Genomic DNA, 13,689 nt, shown 5'->3' with positions numbered 1-13,689 from the left:
AATCTAAAACTCAAAACGCAATTGAACGCTAACAGAATTTGGTTCTGTTGGCGTTTTTTGTTTTTCAGTATTTAAATTGGACAGTGAAATCCCCAATAACCTCACCGAATTTTGCAATCTATCTTGGTATAGAAGCTCTTTGGCTGTTTCAAGAATTAAACTCTTATCCTGAACAAAATAAGGCAAAGTTTTACTGCGTGTTTGAAGCGAAAAATCACTGTATTTAATCTTCAAAGTAATCGTTTTTCCAGACACGTTACTTTTTTGAAGTCTCTTGGACACCTCATCGGCAATATGATCCAACTTCTTTAGCATAAAAACCTCAGAGGAAAGGTTCTCGCTAAAAGTCCGTTCGGCTGCCAAGGATTTCCTTATCCTATTTGGCTTCACTTCACTTGTATGAATACCCCTAACCACGTAAAAATAATACTTGCCCGACTTGCCAAAATGGTCTTCCAAGTACTCCAGTGACTTATTTTTTAAATCTTTGCCCGTAAAGATTCCTAACTGATACATTTTTTCGGCTGTAACCTTGCCCACTCCATAAAACTTTTTGATATCCAAAGCCTCAAGGAAATCCAAAACCTCTTCAGGATTGACAGTTTTTTGACCGTTTGGTTTATTAAAATCACTGGCTACTTTTGCAATAAATTTATTGATGGAAATACCTGCGGAAGCCGTTAAACCAACTTCTTCCAAAATGCGATCTCTAATTTCCTTAGCAACCATGGTTGCACTAGGGTGTCCTTTCTTATTCTCAGTTACATCCAAGTACGCTTCATCCAAAGACAAGGGCTCTACTTTATCGGTATAGTCCAAAAAAATTTTTCGAATCTGTTTAGAAATCTCGTGATACCTCTCAAATCTTGGCTTTACAAAAATCAACTCAGGGCATAGCCGTTTGGCCTGAATCCCACTCATGGCACTTCTCACACCAAATTTCCTAGCTTCATAGCTTGCAGCACTTACAACTCCTCGTTTACTACTTCCGCCAACCGCAATCGGTTTACCTTTCAATTCTGGTTGATCCATTTGTTCAACGGAAGCATAAAAAGCATCCATATCCACATGAATTATTTTCCGAATAGGTATATCTTGGTCCATAACACAAATTTATGCTATTTTTAAATGACGATATCACATCCAATATGGTTGAAATAGAACGCAAATTTTTAGTCTCTTCTGAAGTTTTCAAACAAGAAGCTCAAAAGAAAACCTATTTGGTACAAGGCTTTCTTAATTCCACTCCCGAAAGAACCGTAAGAGTGCGCATTTCAGGAGACCAAGCCTTTTTAACGGTTAAGGGAAAGTCTACGGAAGATGGCCTCTCTCGATTTGAATGGGAAAAAAACATAAAGGTTGATGAGGCACAAGAACTTTTGAAGTTATGTGAACCCGGAATAATTGAAAAGACCAGGTTTGAAATTCCCATTGGAAATCACACCTATGAAGTAGATGAATTTTATGGAGACAATAAAGGTCTCATCATTGCAGAAATAGAATTAGAGTCAACCACAGAATCTTTTGAGAAACCTAATTGGTTAGGAAAAGAAGTTACTGGAGAAACAAACTATTACAATTCCCAATTGAGCAAAAATCCTTATAACACATGGAAACACTAAAAAACATCTTAATCCTTACGCTTTTGATTTTGATATCCTTCAATTGTAAAGAGCCTAAAAATGAAACCTTAGAAATTGAAGAAGCTATCGAAGCTCCCATTGATTCGGTCGTTACTGATGTTACTGAGGTAAAGAAACCAAAGTCTCCTCTTAAAATAAAACAGGAACTCACAGACAAAGGCTTCCAGATCTTTGACTATGTAGATTCAAAAACCCAGGACACCATTTTAATGCAACAGTATTTTATTGCTTTCCTTAAAAGAGGTCCGATTAGGTCGCAAAATGAGGAAGAGGCTAAAAAGTTACAGGAAGAACATCTAGCCCACTTAACACGAATGTATGAAAAAGGTTATGCAGACATCTCCGGCCCATTTGGCGATGATGGAGATATAAGAGGAATTACTATTTACAATGTTCCAACTTTGAAAATGGCAGATAGTTTGGCGAATCTAGATCCTATGGTTAAATCGGGAAGGTTAATGATAGAAGTACATCCATGGTGGGCTGCCAAGGGATTTCCTTTAAGGTAATCTATCCTACATATTTAAAATCCAATACCAAATACCAAGCGTAACAAAGGAAGCAGGAATCCCTATACTAACCATCATGTTGCTGAGTTTCGGCTTGAGTCCGTAGGCTGTTGAGACAATTGCGGCGGTTATCATGGGCGCCATTCCAGCTTCCAATACACAAACATTAATATTGACTCCCGATTGATTGAAAACACCTTTGTATAAAATAAAAATAATTAAGGGCCACAATATCAGTTGGTAACTTAACCCCATTATAAGAAACCCCCAGTGCTTGCTTCTTCGTTCTAAATTCAATTGATATCCAACTGAAACCAAAGCCAATGGGGAAATGGTCATAGACAATTTTTCAAAAACAGAGTCGACTACCTCAGGAACCTCTAACTGCAATAAGATCAATAGCACTCCAAAAGAAAATGCCATAAAGGGAGGAAATCTTAGAATACGTCTTGTTATTTGCTTTAAGCTCGTACTTCCTCGAGAATACATGGCTGCCACAGTAACTCCCGCCGTAGACAACATAATAAAAGTTCCTGGCAAATCAACCAGTACCAAAGTTTCCAAGCCCTCTTTACCATATAAAGCTTCAATAACCGGAATCCCTACAAAAGACGTATTTGCCAATCCAGACATTAAGATCATACATCCTGTTAAACTTTTGGACCAACCTAACCATTTTCCTAAAGATGAAAACAAAAGAAAAGAAATTAAAAACCCTAACCAAGCCACTCCAACTGGGAAAAGCAACTTTGGAGACAACTCAATTTTTGGCAAATAATGTAAGGCCATCGCTGGGATGGAAATATAGATGACAAACTTATTTAGAACCACCACTGTCTCCTTGGGAAATATTTGGGTCTTTTTAAAAATAAACCCTAAAAAAAGACATAAAAAGAGGAGGATTATACTAGACACAAACGCAAAAATTTATATGACAAAGATAATTGTAAAGCCAATTTCTTGATGCTTTAAAAAATTAAAAATAATGCCTTTATATTCTAGAATCTGAACTAAAAAGACCTCTTTTTTAGTATTCCCAAATTACCTACTTCGAAATTTCAATGTCTCTTGATATTTCAGATCCAATTTCATCAATAACCGTAATAGTGTGTTTGCCAAATGAAGGTAAAACTGCCAATTCATGAATGTCTTTTGTTTGACCAATAAATTGATTGTCCAAATACCAAAACACCCGGAATTCTGGTTTGGAATGGCTAATTTTTAAAATAAGTTCATTTGTTTGACCATCAAAATCCTTCGGAAGAAAAATCTGGTTGTTTGCTTTTGGATAAATAAAAGCCATAGATGGTTTGGACTCTCCCACACAGTCTTCTCTCAATTTGGGTAACTCTTTGTAAAACGGATTTTTTCTTTTGTAATAATAGGCCATTAAAGGAGGCAATACAAACCAGGGTTTAGACTTTATATCTCCTAAAAATTCACAAGAACTATTCACTTGAAATCGTTCTTCTTGATCCAAATGAACCAACACGTGATATGGACAAGGCTTTGTTTTCAATCCTGAGATTTGCACCCATTCCTTATTGACTGTTTCACAATTTGGAGAAGCCCTAAAACCACTTTGCTCACAAATTTCAACCTCCTGAAGTTCATCAAAAGGAATGGAGAACCACGTGCTTTGAGGCAACAAATCAAATACATCAAACATCAGAGGCGCTGCTGCCTGAATGCCCACCAAACCAGGTCGTCCCTCACCATCTGCATTACCAACCCAAACCCCAACCACATAATCTTTATTGGTTCCAATAGCCCATGCATCCCTAAATCCAAAACTGGTTCCTGTTTTCCACGCAATTTGTTTGGAGTCGTCATAAAACTCCCAATTCTCATTTCCCACAGGCCGGTTCACTTCCTTGAGACTTTCTAATGTCAAATAAATCGACCCCGCATCAAATAAGGTTTTTGACGAACTTAAAGTACCAAAATCAACTTCCTGATTTTGAAATAAAATGGGTTCGCAGAATTCTTTGGAATAGTATTCACTAGAAGTTTCGGTATAATGATTCACTGTTGAAGATAACGCCGCATAGCTTTTACAAAGATCCCATAAATTGCTTTCAGATCCTCCTAAAATAAGGGACAACCCATAATGGTCGGGTCCGTATTTTAAATCCTTCAAATGCAACATATTCAAAGTGCGATAAAATTTTTCCAAACCAAATTCCTTGAGCATCCTAACGGATGGCACATTCAATGACCTAGAAAGTGCCTCATTAGCTGGTACTGCGCCATCAAACTCCTTATTGAAGTTTTCTGGCACATAACTTCCAAACTGGGTTGGAATATCGGCCACCAAAGATTGGGACAGAAGCTCACCAGAATCCAACATGGCAGAAAAGAGAAACGGTTTCAAAACACTTCCTGTGCTTCTTGGCTTATCAATAACATCTACATCTTTTTGATGCGCTTTATCGGTTGGTGTATTCCCAACATAACATAACACTTTTCTTGTATGGACATCCAAAACTAGAACTCCAGCATTATAGATTTCATTCTGCCGTAATTGATTGTAGTGGTTTTTTACTATTCCATTGACTTGATTTTGTAAGGCATAATTCAAACTGGTAACCACCCGTTTCCCTGTTTGTTCCAATGCCATTTTTTGCAATAAATGAGGTGCTTTTTGAGGAAGCGCAAATGGTTTTTGTGGGAGTTCTTCGGCCAAAGCCAATTCATAAGTGATTTCATCAATGATATCCTCTTCTTTCAGCTTTTTTAGTAGGGCATTTCGTTTTTTCAACAGCTGGGTTTGATTCTTACCAGGATATATCAGACTTGGAGCATTGGGCAACACAGCCAAAGTTGCACTCTCAGCCCACGATAGATCAGATGAATTTCTATGGAAATACCTCCAAGATGCCGCTTCCAATCCTACTACGTTCCCTCCAAAAGGTGCATTGCTAGAATACATAGATAGTATATCGTCCTTGGAGCACCTCAACTCCAACCGCGTTGCCAAAATGAGTTCCTTTACCTTTTCAAAATAGGTTCTGGGTTGCCCCTTTCTTGAAAGCCTTATTACTTGTTGCGTAATCGTACTCCCGCCCCTTTTTATTTCACCATTTGAAAGGTTTTCCTTTAAAGCCTTGATTATCGAAATGGGATTAAACCCCGGATGATTATAAAAATATTCATCCTCAAACTGAAGGATACAAGTCTTAAATTTGTTTGGAACCGAATCACTTGCTGGAAATCGCCATTGTCCATCTGAGGCAATCTTGGCTCCCATCAAAATGCCTTCTTTACTTGTAATAACAGTAGAGGTGGGTTCTTTGAACAAGGTTGTTGGCAGACAAAAGGCGTAGGCCACTATCAGTCCTAAAATAACCGCAATTTTAAACTTGTTTTTATATATGTAATTGGCTTTTAAAAACACAATTTTACAGCTTCAAAATTTGGAGTCAATGAACTCCATTTAATACTCTCCCTCAAAGCTAATGAAAACCCATATATAAAAATAAACCCCTAGCTATTCTTATTTGAGAACAACTAAGAGTTAAGATAATTCAGGTTTTTGTCTAGATAAGGCTTTTTGAGATTCCCATCTCCAATCCCCTCAATTCAGCCAGTCCTCTTAGTCTACCAATTCCTGAATAGCCTGGATTTGTTTTTTTATTCAAATCGTCAAGCATTTGGTGGCCATGATCTGGACGCATGGGGATTTGGTTGTCATCTCTACCTTCTTGATTTCTTCTTTTTTCTTCCAAAACGACCTCCTTAACAATCCCGAACATATCCACATCTCCTTCTAAATGGTTAGCTTCATAAAAGTTTCCTTCCGCATCCCGTTTAGTGCTTCTTAAATGTAAAAAATGGATTCTATCGGCAAATCGTTTGAATATATTCAATAAGTCATTATCAGCTCTAACACCTAAAGATCCTGTACAAAATGTCATCCCATTGGATAATTGGGGAACTTCTGAAAAAAGATATGCATAATCTTCTTCAGTACTCACAATCCTGGGTAAACCTAAAATAGGATATGGTGGATCGTCAGGATGGATACACATCAAAACTTTATTGGCTTCTGCTATCGGGATGATTTCTTTCAAAAACAAAATGAGATTCTTCCTTAAAGTGTCAGCACCAATTTGCGTATAGGTATCTAGTACCTTTTGAAACTGTTCTATCGAATAACCTTCTTCAGCACCAGGTAACCCAGCAATAATATTGCTTATTAATTTTGTTTTTTCTGACTCAGAACAAGCCTCTAAGTATACTTTTGCTTTCGATTTTTGTTCTTCCGAATATATTTCTTCTGCTCCAGGTCGTTTGAGCAAATACAATTCAAACGCTGCAAATGCTGTTGCATCAAATCGTAAAGCTTGTGAACCATCTTCAACTGTAAAATTTAAATCTGTTCTAGTCCAGTCCAAAACGGGCATAAAGTTGTAACACACAATTTGAATTCCACATTGGGCTAGATTTACAATACTTTTTTTATAGTTTTCAATGTACTTTTTAAAATTCCCAGAGCGTGTTTTTATCTCCTCATGAACTGGAATACTCTCTACAACACTCCAAGTAAGACCATATTTCTCAATGTCCTTTTTTCGCTTCATAATTTCATCAATATCCCATATACTTCCATTAGGTATATGATGCAATGCTGACACAATACCTGTAGCCCCTGCTTGTTTTATATCTGATAATGATACGGGGTCTTTAGGACCATACCAACGCCAAGTTTGCTCCATAGCTTATTTGTTTTTTGTCTTTCTTAGGAAAGGATAAATACTACTATTCTCTTCTCCTAATATATCTATATCAAACATAAGGCTTCATCTACAATTTCAAAATAATAAAAGACAGAAAATCTAGAACGTTTTTATGAACCGCAATTTCGTTTTACTTCTGAAAAGTATACTCCCGCTCCACTTTGCAAATCCTTACATGGTACCAGTCATACCAATTAAATCGGCCTAATTCCTGAGCTATCATATGTTCAGAATGCTTTTTCCAATTGGAAATATCTGCGAGGGTTTTCCAGTAGCTGACTGTAATTCCCAAACCACTTCTTGCGCTTTCCAAAGCAATAAACCCAGGTTGGTTTTTCGCTAACTGTTCCATTTTTTCGGCCATTTCTGAATAGCCTTCTATTTGATCGGTTTGAATAGAAGAGAAAATCACAGCATAATATGGAACAAATTCGGTCTTCAAAGAGAATGTTTCTTTTTCTTCCAAGTAATCACCTTCACTCCGGGAGAGTAATGAACTAGCTCAGGTTGTTCACTTAGCTTTGGGAATCCTTGATAATTAACTTCCAAATCCTTTATTTGAATCTCCTTCATAGGCCAAGGTAAGTGATGGATGTTATATTCAAACACACCCTTTTTGGATGGATTGAATAAAGCATACCTTTCAGTTAACCAACAATCAAGCTTGCTTTTATATTCCAAACTGTCCCCTACCCGATAAGTAACAGAATAATGATCCTGTTGTGCTGGATTTTTAGAATGATAGCTGAATGTATTTCTATTTATATTGGAATATCGATAGGGAAGTTTTGAAAACGCTTTCAAAACCCTACAAGAAGACCTCTTACTCCCTTCCATACTCAAAAAATAAACCCCTGGTTTTCCTTGGTATTTGACATAGGTGCGAATATTAAGTTCATGAAAATCTGATATATGTGGCACTTTCGGGATGTTCTTAATACCAATATTATTCATATCAAAAGCCACTAAAGAAATCCAAGGAGAGCCATCAAACATATCAATTTCAAACACCTCTGGGACCAATGCTCTCAAGTCATCCAAAGATATTCTCCAATGCATAAAAATAGCTAGGTTCCATTCTTGATAGTATTTCCAAGATTCCTCTGGAATCTTAAAAGGTCGGTGATCTGTAATGCTTTCGATTTCCTTTACTTTCATTTTTGAACTTTTATCCAATTACCTTTAGTTCTTACCAAATAATCATCATCATACATAGCCTCTGCTTGAATACCTGGTAAGTAATACGTTCCCAAATAAGAGGCGTTCAACATTATCTGAAATGTTTTGGTATCCTTTTTCCCCTTTTTGTCCAAATCAAAATAATAACTCACCCGGTCATCCCTAATATCGATATACTCTGCCTCACTTGTGGTTGCGGCACCAAAATCGGTGAAACGGGTATTTATTATTTCCCACCCAGATGGAATGATTTGCGTTAGAGCAACATTATTAACAGCCAATGATTTCAAATTGGATACTTGAATAGTAGCTAAAAAGTCTTGTCCTTGTTGCAAGGTCTTTATATCTATAGGGCTTCCTTTAAGATCCTTATAAGCCACTGATACACTTAATCCACGTTGCTCTACCAACTCCTCTCCCAATGGTAATTTTCCAGAATTTAAAACTCTTACATAAACCACATTGTTTGATTTATTGATCATGCTCAAAGAGTTAACTCCATTTTGTATGGGAAGCTCCCTAGTAGCCATAGATTTTGAAGTTTCAATATCATGAGTTTTACCATCTAAAATGTACGATAATTTTAAAGATTTTCCACCATTACTTTCCACCATTTTAGCAATAGACAGCAAACTATAGGCTGTTGTTTGTGTACTCATCCAGCGATTTCCGGATAGTTCTTTAGCAATAAGCTCAGCCAATTCCCTCATCTTCCCATCCTTTACCAAGACCAAAGTTTCTAGAGCCATAGCACGATTCCTATCCACAGATCCATAAGTATAATAATCATTTCTGATAGGTTCAAATTCTATATTTGCGGTTTTCAACAAAGCTTGACTTGCTTCCTTTTGGCCCGCTAAAGCATAAGCCGCAGCCAATCGCCATTTGGCTTCATTTGAAATTTCACTGAATTCTCTCAACCTATTCATTGCAGCCAAATCAGGCTCGCCTGCCAAAGCCAAAGTATAAAGACGGTAAGCTTGTGATAAATCAGAGTGGTAAATGCGATAACTTGGCCTCCAATCCCGAGCTGCCATTTTTTGATATTTTAACCAATTGGACTTAAACATCACCGGTAAGGCATACCCCTTTCGTTCTGCCTCCAACAAAAAATGACCTGCATAACTGGTCCCCCAATCGTTCACCTCCGAATCTCCCATCCAATATCCCATACCTCCATCTGAGGTTTGAAAATAAGCCAGCTTTTTAATGGCTGCCTCCACATTTTGTTGGATGGCTTTCTTTTTATCAATGGTTAAATCAAAAATATCAGTTAAAAACAACTGTGGAAAAACACTTGATGTGGTTTGCTCCACACACCCGTGAGGATATTGAATCAAATATTGTAAGCGTCTTGAAAAATCCATTGGAGGAATAGTAGAAAACTCTACGGTAGCCGAATTGGTTCCTTCAATTCCGAAAGTTCTAATCTCCATATTCTTGCTTTCATTGGCACTCAGAGTTATATCCGTTGATTTGGAAGAAATAGGATTTGGATTCAATACATCCAACTCTACCTTATAAGTCGCCTTTTCTCCATTACCCCGAGCAACGACTTCTATCTGTTGAATTCCTTTAACCTTATGGACATCCAATTCAAAATAGGCCATTTTCTCATCAGGTTTATCAAAATTTATTTTTTTAATTTTTTCGCCCACAACAGAAAGTCCATCACTTAATTTAAGACTCACTTCCACCGACTTGACATGTGGTTTCATAGCAAATACAGTGACAGGTAATTGCACTTTTTCTGAAGGACTTAAATTTCTTGGCAAACTTGCCAAAACCATAAGTGGCTTTTTAACAGGGATTGCCTTTTCAACATTCCCGTATGCTTCCTTATCATTGTTGCCAGCTACAACCATGGCCCTTACTGACCCAACGTAATTTGGCATCATCAAATGATGCTCCTTTTTTTGACCTGCTTCTAATTTGAAAGGACCTAAATACATAACCACCGGTTTAAATCGATTGGCTTTTTTGTTCTTACCTTTTTCAATAGAACCATCACCACCAATAGAAAACACTTGATCAATACTTCCTGAATAGGCACCAATCACTTGATCAAAAAGATCCCAAGTTTTAACTCCTAAAGCCTCTCGGGCATAAAAATCATCCCAAGCATTTGGTGTTTTAAATCGGGTTAAATCTAATAATCCTTCATCCACAACGGCTAAGGTATAGGTCATGGCTTTATTGTTTTTTTCTGAAACAGTCACCTTAAAATCGGTTTCAGGTTTCAGCTCATCGGCCATATCCAATTGAGGATGAAGTCTAGTATCCTTATTTTCGACCATCAATGGAATAACACCATACAACCTAATGGGTAAATCATTTGAAGTGACAGCATGTGGTTGCAAGAGAGAAATATTAACGAACACATTGGGTGCCATTTCTGAAGTAATAGGAATGTCAACCGATGTTTGACCTTTTTTAGTCTTTACCCATCTGTAGTCAAGCACCTCGGTACCATTCTCAATACTAATCAAAGCACGTCCTTCTTCCCCGGAAGGAAAGGTTATTTTAGCGGTCTCTCCCGTTTGGTAAGTTTCTTTGTCTGCATTAAATACCAGCATTTTGGCCGCATCTTTGTTTCCAGAGGGAACAGCATCCCACCAATTTTTATAAAAATAGGCTGTACTTCCAGTAGAATGGCCTCCTTTTGTGTCAATAACTCTAATTAAATAACGCCCTCTTCCACTATCTGGAATATTCAAGTTAAAAGCACCTTCTCCTTTTGAATTTGTATTCAGTTTGGTATCATAAACCGACCTGTGGTAATTATTTGAAACATAGCTGGAAAGGTTATCATAAGATGCATTCCACCACCAACGCCATTCCACTTTATACACTTTTACTTCTAAGCCCTCACGTTGTAACGGTTTTCCCTGGGCATCTACCAAAACGACTTTAAAGGTTTGATTCCTTCCCGTTTCAAACCCACCATATTGGTTTCCTTCAGGCATTTTTAATCCGACAAAGGCATCATAAGGCGCATAGGTTTTACTAAAAGCATCAATGGAAAAATCACCTCCATTTTCAAAAGCCCTCACCAAAAATTGAGCTTTTAACAATCCTGACGCACTACCTTCCAGATTAATTTGTTTATGAACATTAGCCTGTCCATTTTCGTCAACTTTTCCCTCAAAAACAGTTAATTCTTCTGTTTTAAAAACTTTGGATGGATCTTGAAAAGAATAGCCTTTGTAGTTATCAAATCCTTGAGAGGAAGCAGTGAATTTAGCTTTGATTTCAGCTTTTAAATTTTTACCTGGCGCACCATGTAACCAATGTACCCCCAAATCAGCCATCAAGGAAGATTCTTTGGTAATTATGCCGTCTCCAAAATCCAAGTCTATTTTCAATCGGTTGGGTTTGACCGTTTCAATCTTGATGGTTTTGTAGTATTTGGCTCCTCCTACAGAGACCTTGGCACTGTAATTACCTGTTATATCGTCTAAAGTGGTTGGAACTGTAAACTTATAAAAGTGATTCACATGCTCTGATCTCACTTCTTTGTAAACCATTTTACCATTCGGATCTGTGAGCTCCAATTTGACTGGATGGCCGTTCGGAAGTTCATTATCCTTATCGTTCAAAACAAACGCCAAATGAAGCGTGTCGCCTGGTCGCCAAACGCCTCTTTCCCCATATAAATAGCCTTTTAAGCCTCTTTGCAGTTTATTCCCTGATACATCAAACTTGCTTAGTGACAGTGAATTTCCATCATTCAATTTAATATAGGCCTTACTGCGACCTTTGATTACAACAGCATAGGATGCAAATTGATCTGAGTCAATCATGGTAAAACCCTTTTCATCCGTTGTGCTTTGCACAAGTTCTTGTTGTTGATAATTGTAAAGCTTCACCGTTGCATTTGCTTCTGGTTCGGTAGTAAGCAAATCGGTTACTGCAAAGAAATAGGTATTATTATTTCCTCTTTTTGCAACCACTCCCAAATTGGAAGCCAACAGTGTCTGGGAAACAACTCTATCTTCGTGGTAATAGGCATTATGACAAGGATTTTCACGTTCTTTCCAATTGTAAGTATAATTTTTGTATCGATACGTCAAGTTATCCCAGTAAGCTTCTTCCCTTAATTCTTCATCTTCATTATAAGTTTCACTTTCGTTTTCTGCATAGTCTTCTTCATAATAATAGGATTCGTCCTCATCGTTGCTTGAGACTGAATCATTGGTATCACAATGATATAAGGAATAACTTTGCTCAAAACTTATTTCTACGCGGTAAAGTGACCCAGGATCAGCTTGAAAAAACTTGGATAGATCCAAAGTATAAGCCTTCCACTTCCCTTGGTATTCCTGTTCGTTTTGAACTAATGGAATTGTTTTTTTTGCAATCCTTCTTCCCACACGGCGCAGATTGCTTGTGTAAGTGTCTCCAAAATCATTTTCCTGTAAAAACTGAAGCACATTGTCTTCAAAAATCTTGATAACCCTAACATCAACAGCCTTTAGGTTAACTGCCTCAAAATTTAATTTCAACTCTTTAGAATTGGGTAAAATCACACCACTACTTAACATCCTCACTTGAGGCTTCAACTCTTCAAAAGAAACTGTTTCTGAAAATGGTTTTTTCAATTTATAGCCTTCCGTATTAGTGATTCCCTGAAAAACATCTACTTGAATATTTCCGACAAGTTTGGAACTAGGATAGACCCTCAACACATTTCCATTGACCAAAAATTTTGGGGTAGCTGAGTTCTCAATACTTACTAACCCATCAAAATTTTGTTCTTTTTTTAATGGATCTGAAAAGTTTAAAACCAAACATTGCTCTGGATTCTGGGTAACTGAAACATCTATAATTGAGAAATTATTGATCCCGGGAATTAAAAAAGAATTTTCTCCTTTGTTATCCGCTTTAATCGCTTCCCCATCCCATTTAATCAATATGTGATCATCTTCAATTTCCCTGTGAATACTATCTATTTTGAAATCAAAATTTCTTGAAGCAGTGCTTTCCTCATTAAAAACAATAGCAAGAGACTCATCATTTTGAGTCGCTTGGATGAGTTTTTTTGCTTTTTCAATGGAAATGATATCGGCTGACTTTAAGGCACCCTCTAAATACTGCCATTCCCTATCATAGGATTGAAGGCTATTGGTTACCACAGTAAAATTGGGTCTAATAGTTTTGAATTGAAAGGTGAATTCAGATAATTCCTTTGAAACATCTTTATATACATCCTTAAGTTTCAAAGTCACGGTATATTCCGTATCAGAATCCAAGGGTTCATCGGGAGTAAAAACGAAGGCATGATTATTTACTGCGGTAAGTTTCCCCTCTACATAAGGGTCAACCTTTAGCAATTTTTTATCTAATGCCATGTCTGGGGACCAGCCTTCTACCTCCTTGGCCAAATTAATTTGAATGGGGTCTGCCACCGAAACCAAACCCGAGGTAGTAAAACTGATATACTCTTTAAATCTGTAGATATTATTGGTTTCTACATCATTTTTTCTACAGGAAAATACTAATAACCCTATTAGTAGAATTGAGAGGTACTTGCTTTTTATCATTGTTTAAAATGACGGTATTAAAGTAGGTTAATATTAAATTTTAAAAATTATGAATTTTTAGTCATACTCTGATAAG

At 37.1% G+C, this 13,689-nt stretch carries 9 protein-coding genes; 2 read left to right on the top strand and 7 right to left on the bottom strand.

The window, feature by feature from the left end; genetic code table 11:
• Positions 1-3 precede the first annotated feature (3 nt).
• Positions 4-1,104 (bottom strand): DNA polymerase IV, encoded by a 1,101-nt coding sequence (gene dinB / locus GZ212_RS02295; RefSeq protein ID WP_166956918.1) that lies wholly within the window; start codon positions 1,102-1,104, stop codon positions 4-6.
• Positions 1,105-1,148: 44 nt separating this feature from the next.
• On the opposite strand from dinB, the gene GZ212_RS02290 reads away from it, so the two are divergent.
• Together GZ212_RS02290 and GZ212_RS02285 are read left to right on the top strand one after the other, a co-directional pair.
• Complete coding sequence (locus GZ212_RS02290; RefSeq protein ID WP_166957263.1) at positions 1,149-1,622, top strand: CYTH domain-containing protein; 474 nt, start codon at positions 1,149-1,151, stop codon at positions 1,620-1,622.
• A complete protein-coding gene (locus GZ212_RS02285; RefSeq protein WP_166956916.1) occupies positions 1,610-2,152 on the top strand; it encodes a YciI family protein in 543 nt (180 codons plus the stop codon). Before GZ212_RS02290 ends, GZ212_RS02285 begins: the two co-directional genes overlap by 13 nt.
• Positions 2,153-2,158: 6 nt before the next feature.
• Here GZ212_RS02285 and GZ212_RS16210 read toward each other — a convergent pair whose 3' ends face one another.
• The 6 genes from GZ212_RS16210 to GZ212_RS02255 form a co-directional block, all read right to left on the bottom strand.
• Positions 2,159-3,067 carry an AEC family transporter gene (locus GZ212_RS16210; RefSeq protein ID WP_166956914.1) on the bottom strand — a complete coding sequence of 303 codons (909 nt, stop codon included), beginning with the start codon at positions 3,065-3,067 and terminating at the stop codon, positions 2,159-2,161.
• A gap of 130 nt (positions 3,068-3,197) precedes the next feature.
• The gene (gene pbpC, locus GZ212_RS02275) at positions 3,198-5,549 is read right to left on the bottom strand and encodes a penicillin-binding protein 1C (protein WP_370520428.1); all 2,352 of its coding nucleotides are present in this window, start codon (positions 5,547-5,549) and stop codon (positions 3,198-3,200) included.
• 142 nt (positions 5,550-5,691) lie between these two features.
• Positions 5,692-6,870 carry a mannonate dehydratase gene (gene uxuA, locus GZ212_RS02270; RefSeq protein WP_166956912.1) on the bottom strand — a complete coding sequence of 393 codons (1,179 nt, stop codon included), beginning with the start codon at positions 6,868-6,870 and terminating at the stop codon, positions 5,692-5,694.
• Positions 6,871-7,021: 151 nt separating this feature from the next.
• A complete protein-coding gene (locus tag GZ212_RS02265; RefSeq protein WP_166956910.1) occupies positions 7,022-7,333 on the bottom strand; it encodes an antibiotic biosynthesis monooxygenase in 312 nt (103 codons plus the stop codon).
• Entirely contained in the window at positions 7,330-8,049 is a 720-nt protein-coding gene (locus tag GZ212_RS02260; RefSeq protein WP_166956908.1) for a YqjF family protein, read from the bottom strand. The genes GZ212_RS02265 and GZ212_RS02260 overlap by 4 nt, the downstream gene beginning before the upstream one ends.
• On the bottom strand, positions 8,046-13,613 hold the full coding sequence (locus tag GZ212_RS02255; RefSeq protein WP_166956906.1) for an alpha-2-macroglobulin: 5,568 nt from the start codon (positions 13,611-13,613) through the stop codon (positions 8,046-8,048). Before GZ212_RS02255 ends, GZ212_RS02260 begins: the two co-directional genes overlap by 4 nt.
• Positions 13,614-13,689: the final 76 nt, after the last annotated feature.

It is taken from the genome of Mangrovimonas sp. CR14 (assembly GCF_011764015.1).
GTDB lineage: Bacteria > Bacteroidota > Bacteroidia > Flavobacteriales > Flavobacteriaceae > Mangrovimonas > Mangrovimonas futianensis.
Note: the sequence above shows the minus strand (reverse complement) of the source record. Positions and strands in the feature narration are given on the sequence as shown.

Bases quoted from the DNA above. Each gene is read 5' to 3' on its own strand.
- GZ212_RS02290 (WP_166957263.1), top strand. From the start codon at position 1,149: ATGGTTGAAATAGAACGCAAATTTTTAGTCTCTTCTGAAGTTTTCAAA.
- GZ212_RS02260 (WP_166956908.1), bottom strand. From the start codon at position 8,049: ATGAAAGTAAAGGAAATCGAAAGCATTACAGATCACCGACCTTTTAAG.
- dinB (WP_166956918.1), bottom strand. From the start codon at position 1,104: ATGGACCAAGATATACCTATTCGGAAAATAATTCATGTGGATATGGAT.
- uxuA (WP_166956912.1), bottom strand. From the start codon at position 6,870: ATGGAGCAAACTTGGCGTTGGTATGGTCCTAAAGACCCCGTATCATTA.
- GZ212_RS02285 (WP_166956916.1), top strand. From the start codon at position 1,610: ATGGAAACACTAAAAAACATCTTAATCCTTACGCTTTTGATTTTGATA.
- GZ212_RS02255 (WP_166956906.1), bottom strand. From the start codon at position 13,613: ATGATAAAAAGCAAGTACCTCTCAATTCTACTAATAGGGTTATTAGTA.